The 24,400-nt window shown below is 73.0% G+C and carries 23 protein-coding genes and 1 tRNA gene; 9 read left to right on the top strand and 15 right to left on the bottom strand.

The features are described 5' to 3' along the window. Positions 1 to 2 precede the first annotated feature (2 nt). Positions 3 to 578 (bottom strand): DUF4126 family protein, encoded by a 576-nt coding sequence (locus tag SH587_RS00230; RefSeq protein WP_320668525.1) that lies wholly within the window; start codon positions 576 to 578, stop codon positions 3 to 5. Positions 579 to 598: 20 nt separating this feature from the next. On the opposite strand from SH587_RS00230, the gene SH587_RS00225 reads away from it, so the two are divergent. Next, positions 599 to 2,023 carry an aminotransferase-like domain-containing protein gene (locus SH587_RS00225; RefSeq protein ID WP_320668524.1) on the top strand — a complete coding sequence of 475 codons (1,425 nt, stop codon included), beginning with the start codon at positions 599 to 601 and terminating at the stop codon, positions 2,021 to 2,023. Further along, entirely contained in the window at positions 2,023 to 2,955 is a 933-nt protein-coding gene (locus SH587_RS00220) for a D-alanine--D-alanine ligase family protein (protein ID WP_320668523.1), read from the top strand. The genes SH587_RS00225 and SH587_RS00220 overlap by 1 nt, the downstream gene beginning before the upstream one ends. Here the strand turns inward: SH587_RS00220 and SH587_RS00215 are convergent. Then, positions 2,952 to 4,139, bottom strand: a complete 1,188-nt coding sequence (locus tag SH587_RS00215) for a PucR family transcriptional regulator (RefSeq protein WP_320668522.1) — start codon at positions 4,137 to 4,139, stop codon at positions 2,952 to 2,954. The two genes, SH587_RS00220 and SH587_RS00215, sit on opposite strands and share 4 nt — an antisense overlap. Positions 4,140 to 4,243: 104 nt before the next feature. Here SH587_RS00215 and SH587_RS00210 point away from each other — a divergent pair, with 104 nt between their 5' ends. After that, positions 4,244 to 5,632 (top strand): flavin monoamine oxidase family protein, encoded by a 1,389-nt coding sequence (locus SH587_RS00210; protein WP_320668521.1) that lies wholly within the window; start codon positions 4,244 to 4,246, stop codon positions 5,630 to 5,632. A gap of 24 nt (positions 5,633 to 5,656) precedes the next feature. On the opposite strand, the gene SH587_RS00205 is transcribed toward SH587_RS00210, so the two are convergent. The 10 genes from SH587_RS00205 to rpmH all read right to left on the bottom strand — a co-directional run bounded on the left by SH587_RS00205 (position 5,657) and on the right by rpmH (position 11,152). After that, the gene (locus SH587_RS00205) at positions 5,657 to 6,145 is read right to left on the bottom strand and encodes a bifunctional nuclease family protein (RefSeq protein WP_320668520.1); all 489 of its coding nucleotides are present in this window, start codon (positions 6,143 to 6,145) and stop codon (positions 5,657 to 5,659) included. Between the two features lie 143 nt (positions 6,146 to 6,288). Next, positions 6,289 to 6,362: transfer RNA gene (locus SH587_RS00200), tRNA-Ile, on the bottom strand. A 60-nt stretch (positions 6,363 to 6,422) separates the two neighbouring features. Next, positions 6,423 to 7,301, bottom strand: coding sequence for a ParB/RepB/Spo0J family partition protein (locus tag SH587_RS00195; RefSeq protein ID WP_320668519.1), 879 nt, complete (start codon positions 7,299 to 7,301; stop codon positions 6,423 to 6,425). Continuing rightward, positions 7,294 to 8,052, bottom strand: a complete 759-nt coding sequence (locus SH587_RS00190) for a ParA family protein (protein ID WP_320668518.1) — start codon at positions 8,050 to 8,052, stop codon at positions 7,294 to 7,296. Before SH587_RS00190 ends, SH587_RS00195 begins: the two co-directional genes overlap by 8 nt. Positions 8,053 to 8,197: 145 nt before the next feature. Then, positions 8,198 to 8,911, bottom strand: a complete 714-nt coding sequence (locus tag SH587_RS00185) for a 16S rRNA (guanine(527)-N(7))-methyltransferase RsmG (RefSeq protein WP_320668517.1) — start codon at positions 8,909 to 8,911, stop codon at positions 8,198 to 8,200. Beyond that, complete coding sequence (locus SH587_RS00180) at positions 8,908 to 9,384, bottom strand: Jag family protein (RefSeq protein ID WP_320668516.1); 477 nt, start codon at positions 9,382 to 9,384, stop codon at positions 8,908 to 8,910. Before SH587_RS00180 ends, SH587_RS00185 begins: the two co-directional genes overlap by 4 nt. Position 9,385: 1 nt before the next feature. Further along, the gene (locus tag SH587_RS00175; protein ID WP_320668515.1) at positions 9,386 to 10,315 is read right to left on the bottom strand and encodes a YidC/Oxa1 family membrane protein insertase; all 930 of its coding nucleotides are present in this window, start codon (positions 10,313 to 10,315) and stop codon (positions 9,386 to 9,388) included. Between the two features lie 12 nt (positions 10,316 to 10,327). Beyond that, positions 10,328 to 10,612, bottom strand: coding sequence for a membrane protein insertion efficiency factor YidD (gene yidD, locus SH587_RS00170; protein WP_320668514.1), 285 nt, complete (start codon positions 10,610 to 10,612; stop codon positions 10,328 to 10,330). Next, the gene (gene rnpA / locus SH587_RS00165) at positions 10,609 to 11,013 is read right to left on the bottom strand and encodes a ribonuclease P protein component (RefSeq protein ID WP_320668513.1); all 405 of its coding nucleotides are present in this window, start codon (positions 11,011 to 11,013) and stop codon (positions 10,609 to 10,611) included. The genes yidD and rnpA overlap by 4 nt, the downstream gene beginning before the upstream one ends. A 4-nt stretch (positions 11,014 to 11,017) precedes the next feature. Continuing rightward, complete coding sequence (gene rpmH / locus SH587_RS00160; RefSeq protein ID WP_320668512.1) at positions 11,018 to 11,152, bottom strand: 50S ribosomal protein L34; 135 nt, start codon at positions 11,150 to 11,152, stop codon at positions 11,018 to 11,020. Positions 11,153 to 11,492: 340 nt separating this feature from the next. Here rpmH and dnaA point away from each other — a divergent pair, with 340 nt between their 5' ends. The 6 genes from dnaA (at position 11,493) to gyrA (ending at position 21,028) form a co-directional block, all read left to right on the top strand. Then, on the top strand, positions 11,493 to 12,929 hold the full coding sequence (gene dnaA / locus SH587_RS00155) for a chromosomal replication initiator protein DnaA (protein WP_320668511.1): 1,437 nt from the start codon (positions 11,493 to 11,495) through the stop codon (positions 12,927 to 12,929). Between the two features lie 125 nt (positions 12,930 to 13,054). Next, entirely contained in the window at positions 13,055 to 14,164 is a 1,110-nt protein-coding gene (gene dnaN / locus SH587_RS00150) for a DNA polymerase III subunit beta (RefSeq protein ID WP_320668510.1), read from the top strand. 4 nt (positions 14,165 to 14,168) lie between these two features. After that, positions 14,169 to 15,350, top strand: a complete 1,182-nt coding sequence (recF, locus tag SH587_RS00145) for a DNA replication/repair protein RecF (protein ID WP_320668912.1) — start codon at positions 14,169 to 14,171, stop codon at positions 15,348 to 15,350. Continuing rightward, a complete protein-coding gene (locus SH587_RS00140) occupies positions 15,347 to 15,676 on the top strand; it encodes a DciA family protein (RefSeq protein WP_320668509.1) in 330 nt (109 codons plus the stop codon). Before recF ends, SH587_RS00140 begins: the two co-directional genes overlap by 4 nt. 156 nt (positions 15,677 to 15,832) lie before the next feature. Beyond that, positions 15,833 to 18,313 carry a DNA topoisomerase (ATP-hydrolyzing) subunit B gene (gene gyrB, locus SH587_RS00135; protein ID WP_320668508.1) on the top strand — a complete coding sequence of 827 codons (2,481 nt, stop codon included), beginning with the start codon at positions 15,833 to 15,835 and terminating at the stop codon, positions 18,311 to 18,313. Between the two features lie 90 nt (positions 18,314 to 18,403). Beyond that, complete coding sequence (gene gyrA, locus SH587_RS00130) at positions 18,404 to 21,028, top strand: DNA gyrase subunit A (RefSeq protein WP_320668507.1); 2,625 nt, start codon at positions 18,404 to 18,406, stop codon at positions 21,026 to 21,028. Positions 21,029 to 21,952: 924 nt separating this feature from the next. Here the strand turns inward: gyrA and SH587_RS00125 are convergent. From SH587_RS00125 to SH587_RS00115, 3 genes are all read right to left on the bottom strand, one after another. Then, positions 21,953 to 22,552: an HNH endonuclease gene (locus SH587_RS00125; RefSeq protein WP_320668506.1), complete on the bottom strand. Its 600-nt coding sequence runs from the start codon at positions 22,550 to 22,552 to the stop codon at positions 21,953 to 21,955. 103 nt (positions 22,553 to 22,655) lie between these two features. Next, positions 22,656 to 23,222, bottom strand: coding sequence for a DUF4446 family protein (locus SH587_RS00120; protein WP_320668505.1), 567 nt, complete (start codon positions 23,220 to 23,222; stop codon positions 22,656 to 22,658). 7 nt (positions 23,223 to 23,229) lie between these two features. Continuing rightward, positions 23,230 to 24,384: a hypothetical protein gene (locus SH587_RS00115; protein ID WP_320668504.1), complete on the bottom strand. Its 1,155-nt coding sequence runs from the start codon at positions 24,382 to 24,384 to the stop codon at positions 23,230 to 23,232. Between the last annotated feature and the right edge of the window lie 16 nt (positions 24,385 to 24,400).

Below are 24,400 nucleotides of genomic sequence, written 5' to 3'. Positions count from 1 at the left end.
GCTCAGCGCAGGACGCGGAGCCCGGCGTGCTTGCGGGTGTCCTGTCGTCGGCCGCCGACGTAGAGCCAGAGCCCCGCCGCGACCGCCAGGACCCCGACCGGGGGCAGCGCGATCGAGAGGATCGCCACCACCAGCGCCCCGAGCGCCGCGCCGACGGCCAGCGTCGTGCGGGTCTCCTCGTCGAGCCGGGCGCGGGTCCGGCGCAGCAGCGAGCGTCCGCCGAGGCCGGCGATCAGCGCCGCCAGGCCGCCGGCGAGCAGGCCCGGCCACCAGGTCGAGCTGTGGTCGGCGACGGTCGCGCCGGTCACCACCGCCCCGACCACGATCCCCAGACCCAGCAGCACCCGCTCGGCGGTCGGGTCCTCCAGCCGCTTGCGCAGCACCAGCGCCAGCACGGCCAGGACGACCGAGAGCGCGAGCACGACCGGCGAGCCGACGACGCTCAGCGAGGTGCCGTCGTAGTCCGCGCCGAGCTGCGCGAGACCGGCCAGCGAGGCCGCCGCGAGGGGCAGGAAGGGGCTCACCCCCGCCGCCGCCGCGATGCCGATGCCTTGGAGGATGTCGAGGAGGTAGGTCATGTGGCGATACCGTTCGCCGCATGACTGTAGAGGACCCGGACCCGACCGCCACGGCCTCGTCCGGCGGCGCGGCCGCCGGATCCTCCCGTCGCCCGGCCGGCGACCTGGAGCGCTACGCCGGCCTCTTCGCCGCCCGCACGCGGGTGATGAAGAGCTCGGCGATGCGCGACCTGATGGCGCTGACCGAGCGGCCCGAGGTGATCTCGCTGGCCGGCGGGCTGGCCGACACCCGGCTGTTCCCGGCCGAGGACCTGGCCAAGGTGCTCTCGCACATGGCCGCCGGCGACGCCGCCCGCGCGCTGCAGTACGCCCCGACCGAGGGCATGGCCGACATCCGCCCCTGCCTGGCCGAGGTGATGGCCGCCGAGGGCACGACCGTCGACCCCGACGACATCCTCGTCACCACCGGTGGTCAGCAGGTCATCGACCTGATGTGCAAGACGTTGGTCGATCCCGGCGACGTCGTGATCGCCGAGGGGCCCACCTACCCCGGCGCGGTGCCGACCTTCAGCGCCTACGAGGCCGATCTGGTCCAGGTCGAGCTGGACGACGACGGGATGCGGATCGACCTGCTCGAGGAGACCCTCGACCGGCTCGAGCGCGAGGGCCGCTCACCGAAGTTCATCTACACGATCCCGACCTTCCAGAACCCGGGCGGCGTGACGATGTCGCTGGAGCGGCGCCGGCGGCTGGTCGAGATCGCCCAGGAGCGCCAGATCCTGGTGCTGGAGGACAACCCCTACGGCCTGCTGCGCTACGAAGGCGAGCCGCTGCCGACCCTCTACAGCCTCGACGGCGGCCGCTTCGTGGTCTACGGCGGGACGCTCTCGAAGATCCTCTCCCCCGGGATCCGGGTCGGCTGGGCGATCGCGCCCGCGCCGGTGCGGCAGAAGATGGTGATCGGCAAGCAGGGCAGCGACCTCAACTCGGCCTCGCTCAGCCAGCTGTTCGTCGCCTACTACTTCCGCGAGCGCGACTGGCGCGACTACGTCCAGCGCCAGTCCGACGTCTACCAGGCGCGCCGCGACGTGATGCTCGAGGCGCTCGACCGCCACATGCCCGAGGGCACCACCTGGACCCGGCCGCAGGGCGGGCTGTTCGTGTGGGTGACGCTGCCGGAGTACCTGGACACCACCGACCTGCTGGCCCGCGCGCTGCACGACGACGTCGCCTTCGTGCCCGGGCGCGCCGCCTATCTGGACGGCCGCGGCGGCAACTCGATGCGGATCAACTTCTCGGGCGTCGGCGAGGACGACATCCGCGAGGGGATCAGCCGAATCGGCGGCGTGGTCGCCGAGCAGCTGGAGCTGTACGCCTCGCTGACCGGCAACCGACGGCCGCGCGGCGGCAGCGGTCGCGGTGACGCCGGCGAGGCCCAGGCCGCCCGCCCCGACGACTCGATCGTCCCGCTGCGGACGGCCGGACGTCGCCGGGGAGCCCGCTGATGCGGGTCGCGGTGCTGATGGGCGGCCGCTCGCTGGAGCGCCAGGTCTCGCTGCAGTCCGGCCAGCGGGTCGACGAGGCGCTGCGGCGGCTCGGCCACGACGTCCACGCGGTCGACGTCGACCACGCGCTGGTCCAGACGCTCGACCGGCTGCGGCCCGACGTCGCCTTCGTCGCCCTCCACGGCGAGGACGGCGAGGACGGCACCGTCCAGGAGCTGCTGGAGGTGCTGGAGATCCCCTACACCGGCTCGGCCCCCGCGGCCTGCGAGCGCTGCTGGGACAAGGTCGTCGCCAAGCGGGCCCTGGTCGCGGCCGGGATCGCCACGCCGGATGCGGTCAGCGTCTCCAGCTCGGCCTTCAAGCAGCTGGGCGCGGCCGACGCGCTGGCGCGGACCGGCGACCGGCTCGGCTTCCCGCTGGTGGTGAAGCCCTCGCGGCAGGGCTCGGCGCTGGGGCTGAAGGTCGTCGAGCGGCCCGAGGACGTGCCCGGGGCCTTGGTCGCCGCGCTCTCCTACGACGACCGCGCGCTGCTGGAGCAGCACGTCGACGGCCACGACCTGTCGGTCTCGATCCTCGACGGCGAGGCGCTGCCGATCGTCGAGGTCCACCCGCGCGACCACGACCCCTACAGCGCCCGCTACACGATCGGCCAGACCACCTTCACCTGCCCGGCCGACCTCGATCCGGCGGTGGCGAGCGCCGCCGAGGCGCTGGCCCTGCGGGCGTTCGCGGCGCTCGGCGCCCGCGGCTTCGCCCGCGTCGACCTGCTGGCCGGGCGGACCAGCGGCGAGCTGACGGTGATCGAGGTCGACGCGGTCCCGGGCCTGACCCACACCAGCTACCTGCCGGTGGCCGCCGAGGCCGCGGGGATCGGCTTCGACCAGCTGGTCGGGCGGCTGATCGAGCTGGCCCTGGCCGGCGCCCGCGGTTAGTCGGGCCGGCCGGCGCCGGCCCGCAGCACCCGTTCGAGCCGGATCGCCGCCTGCAGCTCGGTCTGGCGGCGGCGGACCGGACGGCCCAGGCGCTGCTCGATGCTGCGCAGGCGGTAGGCGATCGTGCGGTCGTTGACGCCCAGCAGCGCCGCGGCGGCCGAGGCGTTGAAGCCGCAGGCGAAGTAGGCGCTCAGCGTCTCGCGCAGCTTGGCGCCGTCGCGGCCGTCGTCGAGCCTGGCCAGCTCGGCGGCGACGAAGGCGCGGGCCGCCTCCTCGTCGGCCAGCATCACCGATTCGAGTGCGACGTCGTCGAAGCAGGTCAGTGGATCGCCGGTCGCGGCGCCGATCCGGTGGGCCGCCCGGGCCTGGCCGTGGCTGCGGCGGAAGCCCTCCGGCCCCGTGTCGGCGCGGCCGAAGGCCAGCCGCCCCGGCCACGGCTCGAGCGCCGCCCGCAGCGCGCGGTCGTCGTCGGCCCCGGCGCCGAGCCAGCCCCAGGCGGTCTGGCCGCCGACCGCCACCACCAGCACCGGCGTCCGCAGCGCCGCGGCCAGCCGCGTCAGCTCGGCCTCGCTGCCCGGCCCCCAGGCGATCGCGGCCCGGTGACGGCCGATCAGGTCGTAGCCCAGCTCGCCGCTGTCGACGTGCTCGCCGTCGAGCAGGTCGCGGACCAGCTGGACCCGTCGCTGCTCGCGGCTGCGCAGCAGCCGGTCGCGCTCGCGGGTGTAGACCTCCATCACGTGCGGGACGATCGCGTCGACGAAGGCGAAGGCCCGGGCGCTGGCCGTCCGCAGCGCGGCGCTGCGGGCCGCGGGATCGTCCTCCTCCAGCCGGTCGATCGCGTCGAGCATCGCGTCCCAGACCACCGCCTGGCCGATCCGGTAGGTCTGGAGGCCGGCGACCAGCGACATCCCGGCCCGCGCCGACTCGCGGGCCTCCTCGACCGCGGCCGGCGGTGGCCCGTCGGGCAGCGGGTCGCCGCCGTCGGTCACGTGCCGCAGGGCCGCGCGCAGGTTGTCGTAGCTGCTGCGGCGCACGACCTCGGTCAGGTCGGGATCGGCGCCGACGCCCGCCCCGGGCGCCTCGATCGCGAACCGCTCGAGCATCCGCTCGACCAGCTCGTCCTCGCGCTCGGCGACCGCCCGGACGAGCCGCTCCACGATCCGCTGGGTCGCCGTGACCTCCACCGCGAGCAACCGTAGACCGCCCGCCGCGCTCCTGCGAACCTCGCAGACCCGGTTGCCGAACCTCGTGCAGCGGCCAGCGACCGTGCGGCGCGACGCTGGGCGGCATGAGCAGCACGCACGCAGACGTCGTGGTCGTCGGCGCCGGCCTGGCCGGCCTCTCGGCCGCCCGGGCCCTGGTCGACGCGGGCCGGACGGTGGTCGTGCTGGAGGCCCGCGAGCGGGTCGGCGGGCGGCTCCTGAACCACGAGCTGGAGGCCGGCGGGATCGTCGAGGTCGGCGGCCAGTGGGTCGGCCCGAAGCAGCTGCGGGTCAACGCCTGGATCCGCGAGCTCGGCCTGGAGCTGTTCGAGACCTTCGACGAGGGCGACAACCAGTTCGAGCACCGCGGCCGCCTCTCCCGCTACCAGGGCGCGATCCCGCGGCTCAACCCGCTGCTGCTGGCCGACGTCGCCCAGGCCCAGGCGCGGCTCGACCGGATGGCCCGCCAGGTGCCGCTCGACGAGCCCTGGCGGGCGCGCAAGGCGGAGGCCTGGGACGCCCAGACCGTGGCCACCTGGCTGGGCCGCCACACCCGCACCGCCGGGGCCCGCGAGTTCTTCCAGCTGATGTGCGAGGCGGTCTTCGCCTCGCAGCCGGGCGAGCTGTCGCTGCTGCACTTCCTCTTCTACCTGCACTCCGGCGGCGGCTTCGACGCGCTGATCTCGACCGCCGGCGGAGCCCAGCAGCACCGGATCGTCGGCGGGTCGCAGCTGATCGCCGAGCGCGCGGCCGAGCAGCTGGGCGATCGGGTGGTGCTCGGCGCCCCGGTCCGGCGGATCGTGACCGACGACGAGGGCGTGACCGTCCACGCCGACGGGATCGAGGTCCAGGCGCAGCAGGCGATCGTGGCGATCCCGCCGACGCTCGCCGGCCGGATCGACTACCAGCCGGCCCTGCCCGGCTGGCGCGACCAGCTGACCCAGCGGACGCCGCAGGGCTCGGTCATCAAGTGCATGGCGGTCTACGACGAGCCGTTCTGGCGTCGCGAGGGCTTCTCCGGCCAGGTCACCAGCACCGCCGGTCCGGTCAAGGTGGTCTTCGACAACACCCCCTCGACCGGCGGCGTCGGCGTGCTGCTCGGATTCCTGGAGGGCGCGCAGGCCCGCGAGCTGGGCCGGCTGTCGCTGGAGGAGCGGCGGCGGGCGGTGGTGGCCTGCTTCGTCCGCTTCTTCGGGCCGCGGGCCGGCGAGGTCCGCGAGTACGTCGAGCGCTCGTGGGCCGAGGAGCCCTTCACCCGCGGCTGCTACGCCGGCTTCCTGCCGCCCGGGGTGCTGACCTCGCTCGGCTTCGGGGTCCGCCAGCCCTGCGGGCGGATCCACTGGGCCGGGACCGAGACCGCCGAGGTCTTCGCCGGCTACATGGACGGAGCGATCAGCTCGGGCGAGCGGGCCGCCCGCGACGTGCTGGCCGCGGTCGCCGAGGCACCAGCCGGCGCCCTGTCGCGTTTCACGTGAAACGCTCGCCGGCGGGGCGTGGGCTCAGCCCTGCTGGCGGAAGTCGTCGGGCGAGACGTCGTCGAGGAAGCTCTTGAAGCGATCGACGACGTCGTCCGCCTCCTCGGCGTTGCGCTCGAACTCGATCGCCGACTCCTCGATCACCTCGTCAGCCGCGTAGATCGGCGCGCCGCAGCGGACCGCGAAGGCCAGCGCGTCCGAGGGGCGTGAGTCGATCTCCACCTCGCGGCCGTTCTGCTCGAGCGTGATCGTCGCGAAGAAGGTGTTGTCGCGCAGCTCGGTGACCGCCACCTGCAGGCACTTGACCTCGAACTCGCCGAGCAGGTCGACCATCAGGTCGTGCGTCATCGGACGCGGGGTCGACGCGCCCTGTAGCCGCATCAGGATCGCGGCAGCCTCCGGATGCCCGATCCAGATCGGGAGGAAGCGGTTCGATTCGACGCACTTCAGAAGCACGATCGGCTGCTTTCCGACCATGTCGAAGCTCACGCCGTAGACGGTCATCTCCTGCATGTCAGCTCCGGGTGCGGAGGCCCCGACCGGACGGTCGAGCGGCTCCGTCATTGGAGTATAGGAGCGCCCGGTTCGCGGCCCTTGGCCGGGTGCGATCCCGCTCCAGAACGACGAAACCCCGCCGGGGCGGGGTGCCGTTGAGGTGGGCGATGGTGGACTCGAACCACCGACCTCTTCCTTATCAGAGAAGCGCTCTAACCGACTGAGCTAATCGCCCGAGGAGACGGAAGAGTAGCGCACGTGCATCGGCGCCGCAGCGCGCCGCGACGGCCCCCCGCTACGCCCCCAGGCGATCGGTCAGGCGGCGGGCCTCGTCGACGTCGTCGAGCCGGATCTCGGCCACGAAGCCGTCGCCCTTCGGCCGCACCTTGACGTCGTGGCCGAGCGCGCGAGCCAGCCGCTGCGACAGCTCCTCGGCCGCCGCCGCCTGGTCGGCCGGGACCGCCGGCGCCGGCTTGCGGGCCCGGGCGCCGTCGCTGGCGTCGCGCGCCCGCTGCTCCAGCACCCGCACCGACCAGCCCTCCTGGGCCGCGGCCCGGGCCAGGTCGCGGCGCACCTCGTGGCCGTCGGCCAGCAGCAGCGCGCGGCCGTGGCCCTCGCTCAGCGTGCCGTCGCCGATCAGGTCGAGCGCCTCGTCCGGCAGGTCGAGGATCCGCAGCAGGTTCGAGATCGCCACCCGGCTGCGCCCGACCATCCGGCCGACCGCCTCGCGGGTCAGGCCCAGGTCCTCGACCAGCGCGGCGACCGCGCGGGCCTCCTCGACCGGGTTCAGGTCGGCCCGGGCCATGTTCTCGACCAGCGCCGACTGCAGCGAGGTCGCGTCGTCCTGGTCCTGGACCAGCGCCGGGACCTCGCTCAGGCCGGCCAGCTGGCTGGCCCGCCAGCGCCGCTCGCCGGCCACCAGCTCGTAGTGGCCGCCGGGCAGCGGCCGGACCAGGATCGGCTGCAGCACCCCGCGGTCGGCGATCGACCCGGCCAGCGCCTGCAGCGCGTCCTCGTCGAAGACCCGCCGCGGCTGGTGCGGGTTGGGGCTGATCAGCTCGACCGAGAGCGTCCGCAGCTCCGGCCCGCTGGCGCTGCCGTCCAGGCTCTCGTCGGTCGAGAGGATCGCGGCCAGGCCGCGCCCCATCCCCCGCTGCTTGGGCTTGCTAGCCACGAGCCACCATCTCCTTCGCCAGCTCGAAGTACGCCGTCGCGCCGTTCGAGTGCGGGTCGTGGTGGATCACGGGGACGCCGTAGCTCGGCGCCTCGCTGATCCGCACGTTCCGCGGGATCACCGTTCGGAAGACCAGGTCGGGGAAGTGCTGGCGCACCTCCTGCTCGACGTCGTGCGCCAGCCGGGTGCGGGTGTCGTGCATCGTCAGCAGCATCCCGGCGATCGCCAGCCGCGGGTTCAGGCGCCGCTGCACCAGCCCCAGCGTGTCGAGCAGCCCGGCCAGGCCCTCGAGCGCGAAGTACTCGGTCTGGACCGGCACGATCACCCGGTCGGCGGCGGCCAGCGCGTTGATCGTCAGCGGCCCCAGCGACGGCGGGCAGTCAAGCAGCACGAAGGTGAACCGCTCCCGCACCGGCTCGAGCGCGTCGCGCAGCCGCGTGTCGCTGCCGTTCGCCCGCGCCAGCTCGACGGTCGCGGCGGCCAGGTCGGGGTGGGCCGGCAGCAGCGACAGGCCCTCGATGTCGGTCGCCACCACCGCGTCGAGAGCGGCGACGTCGCCGCGCAGGACGTCGTAGATGCTCGGCTCAGTGGTCTTGTCGACCCCGAGCGCGACCGTCGCGTTGGCCTGGGCGTCGATGTCGACCAGCAGCGTCGGGTAGCCGGCCTCGGCGATGCAGGCGGCGAGGTTGACGGCGGTCGTGGTCTTGCCCACTCCGCCCTTCTGGTTGGCGATGGCGTAGATCGTGCCCAAGGGGGTAGGACGGTACCGCGACGGGGGGCGGTACGCCCGGCCCGCGGCCCTCCGCGCCGTTTCACGTGAAACGGCGCCGCGCAAGAACCCCTGCAGCGAGCAGGAACCGCCCACGGAGGGCGAACGAGGGCCGAATCGGCGCCGCTCAGCCGAGCGGGCGCTTGCGGGCCATCCCCGCCCGGCGCGGGAATCCGGCCGGCGTCGGCCCCTGCTTGCGCGAGACGACGAAGCGGCGGTCGCGGGCGTCGTCCCAGGGCCGCGTCGGCGTGCTCTCGGGCGCGCTCATCGCCAGCTGCGGCGCGACCGCCCGGCCGGTCCGCTCCTCCTCCGGCTCCAGCACGCCCTTCCAGGCCACCAGCGACCCGCCCTCGCGCAGCAGCGGCGCGGCGTACTCCAGCAGCACCCCCAGCGGCGCCACCGCCCGCGCGGCCACGACGTCGAAGCCACCCAGGCCCTCGGGCCACGCCTCGGCCCGGCCGTGGACGCCGGTCACGTTCGTCAGCCCCATCCGGGCTGCGCAGGCGGTGACCCAGTCGACCTTCTTGCCGACCGTGTCCATCGCCACCACCTGCAGCTCGGGCCGGGCGGCGGCCAGCACCAGCGCCGGCACCCCGATCCCGGTCCCGATGTCGATCAGCCGCTCGGCCTCGCGGACCGCCGCCATCTCGAGCCCGCTGAGCCCGTCGGCGACGTGGCGATCGACCGCCACCACCGGGTCGCGGACCGTGGTCGCGGCGTGCTCGTCGTCGGCCAGCACCGCCAGCATCGTCCGCAGCGCGTCGTGCGCGGCCGCGGTCAGGTCGTAGCGCTCGGCCAGCTCCGCCAGCCGCCGCTCGACGGCCGGCGCGATCCCGCTCACGCCCGCTTCGGCGTGACGACCAGGTGCCGCTCGGGCTCGTCGCCCTCGCTGTGGGTGGAGACGTCGCCCCGGTCCCGCAGCCGCTCGTGCACGTAGCGCCGCTCGCTCGCCGTCATCGGGTCGAGCGCCACCGCCGAGCCGCCGGAGACGGCGCGATCGGCCGCCTCGCCGGCGATCCGGTCGAGGATCGTCGCCCGCCGGCTGCGGTAGTCGCCCGCGTCGACGGTCACCACCCAGTCGCCGCCGGGGGCGTGCTTGGCCGCCACCCGCGTCGCCAGGTGCTGGACCGCGTCGATCACCTGGCCGTGACGGCCGATGAAGGGCGCCACGCCCTCGCCCCGCAGGGTCGCCGTGATCCGGTTGCCCTCGCGGGTGACCTCGACGTCGTCGCCGGCGTCGACGCCCAGCGCCACCCGGCCGACGAGAGCCCCGACCTCGACGGCGATCCGCTCGCCGATCGCGTCGTCGACCATCTCAGCGCCTCCGTCCCGAACGCTTCTTCTTGCGCTTGCGCGGCGGGGGCGGCGGCGCGCTGCCGCCCCCCGCGCCGGCCGTGGCCTTCGCCACCGCGACGCCGCCCTTGCCCTTCGGGGCCGGCTCGTCGTCCTCGACCGGCGTCGCCGGCTTGGCGTGGCCGTAGACCCGGATCAGCCCCCACTGCTGGACCAGCGTGAAGACGTTGGTGGTGATCCAGTAGAGGAAGAGGCCCGACGGCGGCTTGATCGGGATCAGGAAGACCACGAAGACGAGCGGCAGCGCCAGCATCAGGCGCTTCTGGTTCTTGTCGGCCGTCGGCGGCATGTTGACCAGCGACGAGGCCATCTGCGACCCGACGTAAAGGATCAGCAGCAGCACCAGCAGGCCGCCGGTGGCGACCGCGGTGATGTCGTGGATCCCGATGAAGCTCTCACCGAAGCCGCCGAGCGGGCCGTTGCCCTTCGGCTGCCCGTACATCCAGTCCCCGACCGGGTTCGGGACCGCGCCGCAGCCGACGTTGTGGGGCAGGTTGCGATCGACGCCGTCGCCGCAGATCTCGAACTTGAGATCGGTCCGCAGCATGTAGAAGAACGCGATCAGGAACGGGATCTGCGCCAGGATCGGCAGGCAGGACCCGAACGGGTTGACCTTGTGCTCCGAGTAGAGCTTCATCGTCTCCTGCTGGAGACGCTGGCGGTCGTCCTTGTACTTGGTCTGCAGCGCCTTCATCTGCGGCGCGATCGCCTGCAGGCCCCGCATCGACTTGAAGGACTTGATGCCCAGCGGCAGCACGGCCAGCCGCAGCAGCACCGTCAGCAGGATGATCGAGAGGCCCCACGGGATCGACAGCGAGTCGTGGAAGAACTCCAGGACCGGCAGGAACAGGTCGATCAGCCACTGGATCGGGGCGAGGACGGCAGCAGGCATGCAGGGGGCTCGTTAGGAAGGTGACGCAGACCGGCGGGAGCGGAACAGCCGCTGCGCCGAGACGGGATCGTAGCCGCCGTGGCTCCACGGGTTGCACCTGAGGATCCGCCACCCCGCGAGGATCGTCCCGCGGGCGATCCCGTGGGACCGGACCGCGTCGACGGCGTAGTGGCTGCAGGTCGGCTCGTACTTGCAGCTCCGCGGCAGCGCGGGGCTGATGAAGCGCTGGTACGCCTTGACGGGCGTCAGGAACAACTCGCGCAGCCAGCCGAGGGGTCCGCGGCCGGGGGCCGTCATCGGGCGTCCTCGCTGGCGAGCGCGGCCAGGGCCTTCTCGACGATCTCGGCGAGCGCCGGCGCGATCCCGGCCAGGCCCTCGCGCTCGGCCAGCTCGCGCGCGTCCGGGCGGGCGACGATCACGACGTCGACCGAGGTCGGGAAGCGCTCGGCCTCGACGGCGAACGCCTCCCGCAGGAGGCGCTTGACGAGGTTGCGGTCGACCGCCCCGCCGACGCGGCGGGACACGCTCAGACCGATCCGCGGCTCGCGGGCCTCGTCGGGCCCGCTGCGCGGGAAGAGGTGCAGCACCAGGTACCGGTTGCCGAACGAGCGGCCACGGCGGAAGACGCGTTCGAAGTCGGCGCTGCGCGTCAGCCGACCCCGCTTCGACCGCTTGGCGGTCGGACGGGGATCGGACATCGGGTCAGACGGTGAGGCGCCGGCGACCCTTGGACCGGCGACGCTTGAGGACCTGGCGGCCGGCCTTGGTCGACATCCGCTCGCGGAAGCCGTGGGTGCGGGCGCGCTTGCGCTTCTTCGGCTGGTAGGTGCGCTTCATCTCTTCAGACTCGGATCGAGGCGGGGGCGACGGGCGCAGCGAAGTGCGACCCGCGCGGGCAACGAGCAGAGGAGTCTAGCTGGACGCCCCCGTCCGGCGCCTCGCGGGTCGCATAGCGGACGATCCGGACGGTTCCTTGCAAGCGGATTCGAGCGCCGTACGCTGGTTGTTCCCGCTCTTTCCGGGAAAGCGGCCGGCGACGGCCCCAGACTGGTCCGCCGGGGGCTCCGGCCGCTGGTATATTCGCGGCTCGCCGCTGCCCCTGGAGCGGCCCCTCCGGGCCCCGCGCCCCCTGTGTCGTCCTTCTCGCCGCTCCCGCAGCGGCAGCTCCGTCCTGCCCGTGCCCACCGCTGACCTCGACCGCGCCTGGAACGCCATCGTGGCGGATGCTCGGCAGCGGATCGGGGATCCCGCGTGGGACACCTGGCTCTCGGTCCTGCGGCCGGTCGCCGCCGAGGCGCACCAGCTCCACGTGCGCGCGCCCGAGCACGCCCGCTCGTGGATCGCCGACCGGCTGCTGCCGATGCTCAGCGCCAGCGCCAGCCGGGTCCTCGACCGTCCGCTCGAGGTCGTCCTGGCCGCGCCCCCGGCGGCGCCCGCCGGTCCTCCCGGTCGCGGGGGCCAGCGCCGCGGCGAGCAGCCCGCGCCTCCGCCGCCGCCGGCCGAGCGCCCGCTGACCCCGCGCTACCGGTTCGAGGAGTTCGTGCTCGGCCCGGCCAACCGCTTCGCCCACGCGGCCGCGCTGACCGTCGCCGAGAACCCGGGCATCGCCTACAACCCGCTCTTCCTCTGCGGCCCTCCGGGCGTCGGCAAGACCCACCTGCTGCACGCGGTCGGCCACTACGCCCGCCGTCACCACCCCGGCCTGCGGGCCCGCTACTGCACGGCCGAGACCTTCACCAACGAGTTCACCGACGCGCTCCGCCGGCACGGGATCGACGCCTTCAAGGAGCGCTACCGGTCGATCGACCTGCTGCTGGTCGACGACGTCCAGTTCCTGATGGCGAAGAAGGCCACGGAGGAGGAGTTCTTCCACACCTTCAACGCGCTCCACGAGGCCGGCGCCCAGCTGGTCCTGACCGCCGACCGGGTGCCGGACGACCTCGACCGGATGGAGCAGCGCCTGCGCGACCGCTTCGCCGCCGGCCTGGTGGCCGAGGTCGAGCCGCCCGACCTGGCCACGCGGCTGATGATCCTCCGCAAGCGGGTCACCGGCCAGGCGGTCGAGCTGGCCGAGCCGGGCGCGCTGGAGGAGATCGCCCGCCACGTCTCCAGCAGCGTCCGCGCGGTCGAGGCCGCGCTGGTGCGGGTCGTCGCCTTCGCCTCGCTGACCGACCGGCCGCTGACCCGCGGGCTGGCGCAGGAGGTCCTCGACTCGCTCTACCCCGGGCGCGACCACAGCCCCGGCCAGCGGCGGATCGACCAGCCGGCGACGACCGGCGAGGTGCTCCGCGCCACCGCCTTGACCTTCGAGATCAGCGAGGACGACCTCCTCTCCCGCCGCAGCGACAAGCGCCTGGCCTGGGCCCGCAAGCTCGCCATGTACGTCGCGCGCGAGGAGACCGGCGACAGCTACCCCAACCTGGGGCGGGCGTTCGGCGGTCGCAACCACACGACGGTCATGAACGCGGTCCGCGGCGTCAGCGCCCAGATCGAGCGCGATCCGAGCGCACAGGTCGACCTCGCGCGTGTGCGTGCACGGCTCGCGGCTGTGCACGGGACGGCGTCCGCCGACGGTGCCGACGCGATCCGCGCACAGGACGACCGCCGCGGCTGACAGACTGCACAGGCGTCTGTGGACGCAGCGTCCCCTGCTGCCACGGGCCGATCCGCCTCGTCGCGCACAGGGCGCACAGGCCTTCCTACGACTGCTGATCACTCTTTCTCTCTGAGGACTTCAAGGTGAAACTGCACACCAACGCACAGGACCTGTTGGGTCACCTGCAGTCGCTCAGCCGGGTCGCCTCCGGCCGGCTCGCGAACCCGACCCTCTCCGGGGTCCAGATCGCGGCCACCGGCGACGGCATCGAGCTGCGCGCGACCGACCTCCAGGTCGGCCTGCGGATCGCGCTCGAAGGGGACGTCGAGCGTCCGGGCACGATCGTCCTCCCCGCCCGCCTGCTGCTCGACATCGCCCGCCAGGCCCCGGGCCCGCGGATCACGCTCGAGCTGCGGACCGAGGAGCAGGACGTCGAGATCACCGCCGGGTCGGCGATCTTCCACCTCCGGACGCTGCGCACGGAAGACTTCCCGCCGCTGCCCGAGCCGGCCGACGCGACCGGCGTCGTGGTCCCGGCCGAGGCGTTCGTCGCCACCACGGCCAAGGTCGTCCGCTCGGCGGCCAAGGACGACACCCGGCCGCTGCTGGCCTGCGTGCTGGTGCGGGCCGAGGGCGACACGCTGACGATGGTCGCCACCGACTCCTACCGGCTGTCGGAGAAGCGGACGACGCTGACCACCCCGCTCGAGGGCAACTTCGAGGCCAACGTCCCCGCCCGCGTGATGCAGGAGCTGGAGCGGCTGGTGCCGGCGACCGGCGCCGAGACGCTGACCGTCGCCCGCGGCGAGAACCAGGTCCTCTTCACCGTCGGCGACCACGTGCTCAGCTCGCGGCTGGTCGACGGCACCTTCCCGCAGTACCGCTCGCTGATCCCCGACTCGTTCGACCACGAGCTGCCGGTCTCGACGGCGGAGCTGCGCGAGGTCGTCTCGCGCGTGTCGCTGCTGGCCCAGAAGGCGGCGGCGCTGCGGCTGGCCTTCTCCGAGGGCGAGCTGACCGTCTCCTCGCAGACCCAGGACGTCGGCGAGGCCCGCGAGTCGCTGCCGGTGCCGTTCCACGGCGAGGCGTTCGAGATCGGCTTCAACCCCGAGTACCTGCGCGACGGCCTCGACGCGATCGACGCCGACGAGGTGCTGCTGCGGCTGACCAGCCCGATCCGGCCCGGTCTGCTGCAGACCAACGACGATCAGGGCTTCCTCTACCTGATCATGCCGATCCGGCTGAACGTCTAGGACGCTGGCGACGATCACCGACCGGCCGGCTCCGCTCGCGCCCTCGCGGCTGTCGTACCTCTCGCGCCTGCGGGTGCGGGACCTGCGGACGTACGTCGAGGCCGAGGTCGAGCTGGGGCCGGGGCTGACGGTCGTCGCCGGGCCCAACGGCGCCGGCAAGACCAACCTGCTGGAGGCCGCCTACCTGGCCTGCACCGGCCGCTCCTTCCGCGGCGCCGGCGACCGCGAGCTGGTCCGGCGCGGCGCCGACGCCGCCCACGTCAGCGCCGAGGTCGCCAGCGGCCCGCCCGACGGGCTGGCGACGAGTGCCTTCAGCGTCGGGCTGCAGCCGCCCGAGCGGCGGCGGCTGCGGGTCGACGGCAACCCGGTCGACGGCTTGCTCGACCACCCGGCGCGGCCGCGGATGAGCGTCTTCCTGCCCGACCGGCTGGCGCTGGTGAAGGGTGGGCCGGGGTTGCGGCGGGCGCACCTCGACCAGCTGCTGGTGGCGCTGCGGCCGGCGGCGGGACCGATCCGGCGCCGCTTCCACGAGGCGCTGCGCCAGCGCAACGCGCTGCTGGCCTCGCTGCGGGCGCGCCAGGTCGACGCCGGCCGGGCCGCCGACGAGCTGGGGCCGTGGGACCAGGCGCTGGCCGTCGCCGCGGCCGAGCTGACCGCCGTTCGCGAGCAGGCCGTCGCGGCGATCGACCCGGCCGTCGCCGCGCGGGCCGAGCAGCTGGGGCTGGAGGGTGCGCTCGAGGTCGCCTACCGGCCGCGCTCGTCGGCCGATCCCGAGCAGGTCCGGGCCGCGCTCGCCACCCGCCTGGCCGGCGACCTGGAGCGCGGCTTCACCCACCACGGGCCGCACCGCGACGACCTGGCCGTCCGCCGTGAGGGCCGCGCCCTGGCCCGCTTCGGCTCCCAGGGCGAGCAGCGGCTGGCGCTGCTGGCGCTGCTGCTGGGCGAGGCCGACGCGCTCCACGCGGCCAGCGGCCAGCGGCCGGTGCTGCTGCTCGACGACGTGATGAGCGAGCTCGACGTCACCCGCCGGACGCTGCTGGTCGACGTCCTGGCCGGGGCCGGGCAGGCGCTGATCACCGTCACCGAGGCGGCGCACGTGCCGGGGGCGGAGCGCGACGAGGTCGGCCTGATCGAGGTCGAGCCGGGCGTCGCCACCACGGTCCGGGTCGGCGGGGGCGGGGCGTGAGCCGGCGGCGGCGCTCGACCCCAAGGCCGGCCGGCGAGCTGCTGGGATCGCTGCTCGACGGGCTGGCCCCGGCCGACGACGGGTTGGCGCGGGTCCAGCGGGCGTGGCCGGCGGCGGTCGGACCGGCGGTGGCGGCGGCGGGACGGCCGGTGGCGCTGGTCGACGGGGTCCTGCACGTGGCCTGCGAGGACGCCACCTGGGCCCACGAGCTGCAGCTGATGGCCCCGCAGCTGCTGGAGCGGCTGGCCGGCCGGATCGACGGCCCGCCGATCGTCGCGATCCGGACCCGAGCGGGCGGCTCGGGACGGTCCGCGCCCGGGCCCTGAGCCGCTTGCCGCGAGACGGGCGGTTTGCAGCCCTTTTCGCCCGTCCCAACGGGGGATCCGGGGTGTTCCTATGGTAACCTGCGTGGGATTCGCTCGGTGCGCCTCGGCCGGCGTCCTAGGACTCTGGACCGGGGCGTTTCTGCTGCACGGAGGCTCATGACGACGACCGACAGCCCTGACCCCAACGAGCCCGAGGAGGAGGCCACTCCGCAGGAGGAGGTCGCCAAGCTCGCCAGCTCCTACGACGCGGGGGACATCACCGTCCTCGAGGGGCTCGAGGCGGTGCGCCACCGCCCCGGCATGTACATCGGCTCGACCGGTGTGCGAGGGCTGCACCACCTGGTCTGGGAGATCGTCGACAACTCGGTCGACGAGGCCCTGGCCGGCCGCAACGACGAGGTCCGGATCACCGTCCATCCGGACAACTCGGTGACGGTCGTCGACAACGGCGCCGGGATCCCGGTCGCGATGCACGAGACCGGCCGTCCCACGGTCGAGGTCGTGCTGACCGTCCTCCACGCCGGCGGCAAGTTTGGCGACGGCGGCGGCTACAAGGTCTCCGGCGGCCTCCACGGCGTCGGCAGCTCGGTGGTCAACGCGCTCTCGGAGCGGCTCGAGGTCGAGGTCCGCCGCGACGGCCACCACTGGCGCCAGGAGTACTCGCGCGGCGAGCCGCAGGGCGATCTGGTCAAGGGCGAGCCGCTGGCGAAGGGCGAGCGGACCGGCACCACGATCACCTTCCTGCCGGACTCGGAGATCTTCGAGACCACCGACTACGACTGGGCCACGCTCGAGCAGCGGCTGCGCGAGACGGCCTTCCTGACCCGCGGCCTGCGGATCGTCCTCACCGACGAGCGCGGCGAGGGCAAGAAGGCCGACTTCCACTACGAGGGCGGCATCGCCGACTTCGTCAGCTTCCTCAACGACGGCAAGGACCCGATCCAGAAGAAGGTCGTCTGGTTCGAGGGCGAGGACGAGGCCGAGGGCGGCGGCGTCGAGATCGCGATGCAGTGGAACTCGACCTACCAGGAGTCGGTGTTCTCGTTCGCGAACAACATCAACACCCACGAGGGCGGCTCGCACCTCTCCGGCTTCCGGTCGGCGCTGACCCGCACCATCAACAAGTGGGCGCGCGACAAGGGCGAGCTGAAGGAGAAGGACCCGGCGCTCTCCGGCGAGGACGTCCGCGAGGGCCTGACGGCGGTCATCTCGGCCAAGCTCACCAACCCCCAGTTCGAGGGCCAGACGAAGACCAAGCTCGGCAACCCGGGCATGGAGGGCTTCGTCCAGAAGGTCGTCAACGAGAAGCTGGCCGAGTTCTTCGAGGAGAACCCGCAGGACGCCCGCGCGGTGATCCGCAAGGCGGTCCAGGCCGCCCAGGCCCGGACCGCGGCCCGCAAGGCCCGCGACCTGACCCGCCGCAAGAGCGCGCTGGAGAACTCGCGGCTGCCGGGCAAGCTGGCGGACTGCTCGGTCAAGGACCCGTCGCTGGCCGAGCTGTTCATCGTCGAGGGCGACTCCGCCGGCGGCTCGGCGAAGCAGGGCCGCGACCGCAACACCCAGGCGATCCTGCCGCTGCGCGGCAAGATCCTCAACGTCGAGCGCGCGCGGATCGACAAGGTCCTCCAGAACAACGAGGTCCAGGCGCTGATCACCGCGATCGGCACCGGCGTCCGCGACGAGTTCGACATCGAGCAGGCCCGGTACCACAAGCTGATCCTGATGACCGACGCCGACGTCGACGGCGCGCACATCCGGACGCTGGTGCTGACCCTGATCTTCCGCGAGATGCAGGAGCTGATCGAGGCCGGCTACGTGTACATCGCGAAGCCGCCGCTCTACAAGCTCAAGCAGGGCGCGCAGAAGGACCGCTACATCGAGAAGGAGGCCGAGCTCGAGGAGGTCCTGCTCGCCGACAAGCTCGACCGGTTCGAGGTCGTCGACGGCACCGGCAGCGCGGTCAAGCTGTCGGTCGAGCGGTGGCAGAAGTTCAGCCGCCTGCGCAAGCAGCACGAGGGCTGGGGCAGCGCGCTGCGCGGCGAGCACGGCTCCGAGGTCGTCCAGTTCCTGGCCTCGACCGGCCTGGTCCACGACGGGATCGTCGGCACCGACAACGTCCTCGAGCGGCTGAAGTCGGCCGACGCCGAGGCGGAGACGGGGATCCACGTCGAGCTGCTCTCCAGCGACGACGAGCACCTGCGGATCCAGACCACCGAGAAGAAGACCAACCTGCGGCGGACGCACCGGCTGACCCGGGGGCTCTTCGACAGCGCCGAGTACACCGGCTTCGTCAAGGTCCACCAGCAGCTGGTCAAGCACCTCGGCCAGCCGCCGTTCCAGATCGCGCTCGGCGACCGCACGGCCGAGGCCGACACCTTCGACGAGCTGGCCCGCCAGGTGATGGCGGTCGCGCAGAAGGGCGTCCAGCTGTCGCGCTTCAAGGGCCTCGGCGAGATGAACGCCGACCAGCTCGGCGAGACGACGATGGACCCGAAGACCCGCACCCTGCAGCAGGTCACGATCGAGGACGCGGCGGCCGCCGACCGCCTCTTCTCGATGCTGATGGGCGAGCACGTCGAGTTCCGCCGCGACTTCATCGAGGAGCACGCCCGCCAGGTCGTGAACCTCGACGTCTGAGCCGCCGGCCGGCCGTCGCCCCACGGGCCGCGGCCGGCCGGCACCGGCGTCCCCCCTTCCACCCTGAACGCACGAACGAGGACCTGATCCATGGCGAGCACCGACGTGATCTCCGGCGGGAACATCGAGCCGCGCGCGCTCGAGGACGAGATGCGCACCGCGTACCTCGACTACGCGATGTCGGTGATCGTCGGACGCGCCCTGCCGGACGTGCGCGACGGACTGAAGCCGGTCCACCGGCGGGTGCTCTACGGCATGTCCGAGCTGGGCATCGGGCCGACGCGCGGGTACGCCAAGTGCGCCCGCATCGTCGGCGAGGTGATGGGCAACTACCACCCGCACGGCGACGCGTCGATCTACGACACGCTCGTGCGGCTCGCCCAGGACTTCGCGATGCGCTACGAGCTCGTCGACGGCCAGGGCAACTTCGGCTCGATCGACGACGACCCGCCCGCGGCCATGCGGTACACCGAGGCCCGCCTGACCAGGCTCGCGCTGGAGATGCTGCGCGACCTGGACATGGACACGGTCGACTTCTCGCCGAACTACGACGGCCGCAAGATGGAGCCGGACGTGCTGCCGGCGCGGTTCCCGAACCTGCTGGTCAACGGCTCGGCCGGGATCGCCGTCGGGATGGCGACCAAGATCCCGCCGCACAACCTGCGGGAGGCGATCGACGCGACGATCGCCTTCATCGACGACCCGTCGATCTCGACCGAGGCGCTGATGCAGCACCTCAAGGGTCCCGACTTCCCGACCGGCGGCATCATCCTCGGCGTCGGCGGGATCAAGGACGCCTACGAGACCGGCCGCGGCAAGGTCCGGGTCCAGGCGAAGGCGCACATCGAGCCGCTGACGCAGGGCAAGGAGGCGATCATCGTCACCGAGCTGCCCTACGAGGTGAAGAAGGGCGGCGAGAACGGCCTGATCGTCAAGATCGCCGACCTCGTCCGGGACAAGAAGATCCCGGAGATCTCCGACATCCGCGACGAGTCGGACAAGCGCGGCATGCGGCTCGTGATCGAGCTCAAGCGCGACACGCTGCCGAAGGTGGTGCTGAACAAGCTGTTCAAGCACACCAACATGCAGAACACCTTCGGCGTCAACATGGTGGCGCTGGTCGACGGCGTGCCGCGGACGCTGTCGCTGCGCGAGGTGCTGCGCTCCTACGTCGCCCACCAGCGCGACGTCGTCGTCCGCCGCGCGAAGTTCGAGCTGGCCCAGAAGGAGGCCCGGGCCCACGTCCTCGAGGGCCTGCTGATCGCGCTCGACAACCTCGACGCGGTGATCCAGGTGATCCGCTCGTCGAAGGACCGCGAGACCGCCCGCGGCGAGCTGATGTCGCAGTTCGGCCTGACCCTGATCCAGGCCCAGGCGATCCTCGACCTGCGGCTGTCGCAGCTGACCGCGCTGGAGAGCGACGCGATCCGCGCCGAGCACGCCGACGTGATGGAGCGGATCCGCGAGCTGAAGGAGCTGCTCGGCGACGAGCAGAAGGTGCTCGACCTGATCAAGGAGGAGATGCTCGAGATCGCCGAGCGGTTCGGCGACGAGCGGCGCACGATCATCACCCACGCCGAGGGCGAGATCGACATCGAGGACCTGATCGCCGACCAGCAGATGGTGATCACGATCACCCAGGACGGCTACATCAAGTCGCTGCCGCTGAACACCTACCGCCAGCAGCGCCGCGGCGGGGTCGGGGTGACCGGCATGAACATGAAGGACGGCGACTACATCGAGCACCTCTTCGTCTGCTCGAGCCACGACTACCTGCTGTTCTTCTCCAACCGCGGCAAGGTCTACCGCTCCAAGGTCTACGAGCTGCCGGAGGCGTCGCGCCAGTCGAAGGGCCGCTTCCTGCGCAACTTCCTGCCGCTGCGCGAGGGCGAGCGGATCCAGTCCGTGCTCTCGACCCGCGACTTCAACGAGACGAAGTACCTGATCTTCGCCACCCGCAACGGGACGGTGAAGAAGACCGAGCTGCAGGCCTACAACACGCCGATCAAGGCCGACGGCATCATCGCGATCAAGGTCCGCGACGACGACGAGCTGATCGCCGTCCGCAACGTCGACCCGGAGGACGAGGTCGTGATGGTCTCGAAGGCCGGCCTCGCCGTCCGCTTCAGCGAGGCCGACGCCCGCGCGATGGGCCGCGACACCACCGGCGTTCGCGGCATGGACGTCGGCGGCGACGCGGCCAAGAACTCGGTGATCGCGATGGACGTCGCCCGCGACGACCTCGACCTGCTGGTGGTGACCGAGAACGGCTTCGGCAAGCGGACGCTGGTTCGCGAGTACCGCAAGACCAGCCGCGGCGCCAAGGGCGTGAAGACGATCCAGCTGACCGAGGCCAAGGGCGGCCTGGCCGGCGCGCTGGTGGTCCGCGAGCACGAGGGCCTGGTCTTCATCAGCGAGGCCGGCATGGTCCAGCGGACGGCGGTCAAGGGCATCAACCGCTACGGCCGCAACTCGCAGGGCGTGAAGGTGATGAACGTCCGCGACGACGACCGCGTGAGCGCGATCGCCCGCGTGGTCGAGGACGAGGACGCCGACCCGACCGAGGGCATCCCGGAGACCCCGGGCGAGGCGCCGGTCGACCTGGCGGCCCCCCCCGGGACCGTCCAGGCCGAGGGCGACGCGGCGGGCGAGGCGCCGGCCACCGAGGGCGACGCCGAGGCCGCGCCGGCCGACGACGACGCCGGCGAGGGCTGAGCCGCCGCCCGCCGACGAGGACTCGAACCGGGACGGGGACGCGCCGCGATCCCCGATCCGGTCGACCTCGTCGCACCGGGGTGATACGTTCGGACCTCCTTGCAGCACCAGAGAAAGGAGGTGGTCCGAATCATCGACAGTAGTTTCGGGACCCAGGAGGTGGCTGTCTCCTAGAGGCAGCTCGATCGGCCTCCGGTGGTGCGCCACGGCGCGCCATTCCGGCCTCGAAGTTCCGCCCTCGTCCCAGCGGATGCACCCGCGCCCACGGTACTGGCGTGGTGACGTGGAACTTCGATCCGGACCACCGGTCCGACACTCTCAGCGCGGCGCCCCACGGGGCGCCGCGCGTCGTTGTGGGGGGCCTCAGCTGGGGAGGGCCGTGGTTGGTCCGCGGGGGTGGCGCACGCCCTCGATCGCTTGCGGCCGCGGGAGCGCTCCGCCGGTCGCGGTGGACTGGTTCGGCCGCAAATGCTGCGATCTCCGGCGCACCCCACCCCCGCTGGCTTGGCGACCGGTGCCGTGGCGGAGGGCCGCTGCCGGTGCGCGGCGGGGTCCTGGTCCTCGGAGGCGTGTCGGCGGGTGCTCCTCCGGGGGCTAGGGGCGGCGAAGGGCCGCCCTCGTCCCTCGCGTGGCGGATCGGCCCCGGACGCCGGGGGTCAACCGCCACGCGAGCCGCTGAGCCGCCCGCGCACGCCCCGCTCTCCCCAAGGGCTGCCGAGGCGCCCGACCAGCACGAAGCCGCCTCGCCAACGGTCCCGTCGCCAAGCCAGCGGGGGTGGGGTACGCCCGGAGATCGCAGCATTTGCGGCCAAACCACCCCCGGTTCCGAACCAGCGCAGCCGTCCCGCGGCCGCAAGCGATCGAGGGCGTGCGCCACCCCCGCGGACCAACCACGGCCCTCCCCAACTGAGGCCAACGCCCCGACTAGGCCGCCTGCGGCAACCAGGCCTGCCAGCTGTCGGGGATCCGCGGGCACGCCACCTGGATGAAGACCGACGGGTGCGGCGGGCGGGGGTGGTGGCGGGGGAACATCCGTGCCTGGTGCGGCAGCCGGTCGGCCTTGCGGCGGTTGCACGTCGAGCAGCAGGCGACGATGTTCTCCCACTCGCTCGACCCGCCCTTCGAGCGCGGGATCACGTGGTCGACGGTCAGGTCGCTGCGCGAACCGCAGTACTGGCAGGTCCAGTCGTCGCGCGCGAAGACCGCCCGCCTCGTCAAACGACGGCGCCCGTGCCGAGGCACGGGCGCGTAGGTGCTGAGACGGATGACGGCGGGCCTGGGAAGCGAGGTCCGCTCGGCCCGTAGCTCGCCTTGGCCGGTCTCGATCACCTCGGCCTTCTCCTTCAGGAGCAGGACCGTGGCGCGCCGGACGCCGCAGACGTGGATCGGCTCGTAGGTCGCGTTGAGGACCAGGACGTGCGAGCCGCCGGAGGCCGGTGGACCGCTGTCACGCGGGGCGCGGGCCCCGGCCCGGACCCCGCGCCGCGCCGCATGAGGCCCGTCGCCGCGGGGCGACAGGGGCACGACGGTGGCTGACGAATCGCCGGAGTGCACGGTGGGAACTCCCGCACAGGAGCATACCCACGGTCCAGGCGGTGTCCATCGCGATCACCGCCTGGTCACAGCGTCAGTCGCCGTCGACGCCGGGCCGCGGCGCGGGCGGCGTGCCCTCGATCGTGCCGTCGGCGGCGATCGATCCGTGACGGAGGGCGAGCGACAGCGCCTCGTCCTCCTCGGGCGCCAGCCGGTGCTCCGGCCGCCCGCCCGTCACGCGGCGGATGTACAGCCGCGCCTGGTCCCGGTGGTGGATCGAGGTGATCACCACGCCGTCGCCGCGGACGTCGAGCAGGGCCAGCGAGCAGGACTGCTGGCCCGAGAGCTCGCCGTAGGCGTCGTAGCGGACCATCCCGTGGCGCGAGAAGACCCGCAGCAGCGCGCCCTCGATCCCGCCCATCCGGTGCGACAGCTGGTCGGAGAGCGCCCGCCACTCGTCGGTCGCCGCGGAGACCCGTTGGTCGAGCGCCGCCGCGTGCGTCACCAGGTCGTCGCGACCGTGGGGCCCGAGCACCGCCGACTGGGCCCGCCGCAGCCGCCGCAGCTGGACCGCCAGGACGACCACGGCGAGGAGGGCCACCAGCGCGACCGCGAGGGCGGCCGCGCCGACGATGTGCCAGGTCTCGCCGAGGTCGTTCACGGGGCGATCAGCCGCCGAACGTCACGGTGAACGTCTGCTCGTTGTTGCTCAGGTTCTCCTCGCCGGGGACGCCCCCGACCTGGACCTTCAGCTCGCCGCTGCCCTTGACCGTGGCCGGCAGCTTGAGCGGCACGTCGACCGAGGCGCCCTTGGTGATCGTCTTGACCGTCGTCTTGAACGACACCGCCTTGCCGCCCGCGGGGGTGAAGGTGGCGCCGACGTCGACGTTGGTCTCGTCCGCCTCGCCCTGGTTGGCGACCTGGACGTTGATCTGGTTGCCGCTGACGGTGGCCGTCTCGCCCGCCGTCAGGGCCGTGCCCCCGGCCGTCACGCCGGTGATCCCGTTGCCGTGGCGGCCGGCGGTGGTCGGCGTCTCGTCGGAGCGGTTGCGGACCGTGCCCGAGGTCGAGCTGCCGCCCCCGCCGCCGCCGGTCGCGCCGAGCTTCGAGGCGACCGTGTCCGGGGTCAGCCAGGCCGCGTCGGCCACGATCCGGACCGCGCCGCCGTCGACCTCGGCCCCGCTGACGCCGGCGTCCTTCAACGCCTCGTCGATCAGCGGCTTCGTGCGCGAGATGATGATCACGTCGCTGGCCAGCAGCGCCTGCATCTGGCCGGCGATCGCGTCGACCGCCGACGCGCTGGTGTCGGCGTCGCCGAGCGCCGCCGGCAGCCGCTCGGCGATCGTGCGGATCGCGGAGGCGCGCAGGTTCATCGCCAGCTCGAGGTCGTGCTGGGCGGCCTTGCCGCGGTCGTCGCCGGGCGGGCTGAAGTTCTTCGCGCGGTCGGCCTCGTTCTCGGCCGTCTCGCGCAGGCTGTTGAGCTTGGGGACCATCTCGGTCGCGTCCTGGCCCGAGCCGAGCGTCTCGAAGAGCGGGCCGGCGACCTCGCTCTTGGACTCCTGCAGCAGCGCGGTGACGTCGCGCGAGTAGTCCTTGAGGGCGTTGGTGCGGCCCGACTTGACGCAGCCGTTGATCGCCAGCGTCAGCAGGATCAGTACCAGCACGATGACGCCGAGCGCCACCATCTGACGCACGCGCGCCTGCTGGGGATCGGGCGTCAACCCACCGCCGAGGCCCGGCCGCCGCGACGACGCGCGACGAGGAGCCGCCTCGTGGGCGACGTGCGTGGGCTCGTCGAAGTCGTCGTCGTCGAAGAACGACACGGGGTTCGCTCCTGGG

Origin of the sequence: Patulibacter defluvii (assembly GCF_034096925.1) — a bacterium.
In the GTDB taxonomy this organism is placed as follows: domain Bacteria; phylum Actinomycetota; class Thermoleophilia; order Solirubrobacterales; family Solirubrobacteraceae; genus Patulibacter; species Patulibacter defluvii.
The sequence above is the reverse complement of the archived record's forward strand: the minus strand, read 5'-3'. Positions and strand labels throughout refer to the sequence as shown.

Excerpts from the sequence above, each read along its gene's own strand:
- SH587_RS00175 (WP_320668515.1), bottom strand. The coding sequence starts at position 10,315 with ATGCCTGCTGCCGTCCTCGCCCCGATCCAGTGGCTGATCGACCTGTTC.
- rpmH (WP_320668512.1), bottom strand. The coding sequence starts at position 11,152 with ATGAAGCGCACCTACCAGCCGAAGAAGCGCAAGCGCGCCCGCACCCAC.
- SH587_RS00225 (WP_320668524.1), top strand. The coding sequence starts at position 599 with ATGACTGTAGAGGACCCGGACCCGACCGCCACGGCCTCGTCCGGCGGC.
- gyrB (WP_320668508.1), top strand. The coding sequence starts at position 15,833 with ATGACGACGACCGACAGCCCTGACCCCAACGAGCCCGAGGAGGAGGCC.
- SH587_RS00230 (WP_320668525.1), bottom strand. The coding sequence starts at position 578 with ATGACCTACCTCCTCGACATCCTCCAAGGCATCGGCATCGCGGCGGCG.
- SH587_RS00180 (WP_320668516.1), bottom strand. The coding sequence starts at position 9,384 with ATGGTCGACGACGCGATCGGCGAGCGGATCGCCGTCGAGGTCGGGGCT.
- SH587_RS00220 (WP_320668523.1), top strand. The coding sequence starts at position 2,023 with ATGCGGGTCGCGGTGCTGATGGGCGGCCGCTCGCTGGAGCGCCAGGTC.
- SH587_RS00205 (WP_320668520.1), bottom strand. The coding sequence starts at position 6,145 with ATGCAGGAGATGACCGTCTACGGCGTGAGCTTCGACATGGTCGGAAAG.
- yidD (WP_320668514.1), bottom strand. The coding sequence starts at position 10,612 with ATGACGGCCCCCGGCCGCGGACCCCTCGGCTGGCTGCGCGAGTTGTTC.
- gyrA (WP_320668507.1), top strand. The coding sequence starts at position 18,404 with ATGGCGAGCACCGACGTGATCTCCGGCGGGAACATCGAGCCGCGCGCG.
- SH587_RS00210 (WP_320668521.1), top strand. The coding sequence starts at position 4,244 with ATGAGCAGCACGCACGCAGACGTCGTGGTCGTCGGCGCCGGCCTGGCC.
- rnpA (WP_320668513.1), bottom strand. The coding sequence starts at position 11,013 with ATGTCCGATCCCCGTCCGACCGCCAAGCGGTCGAAGCGGGGTCGGCTG.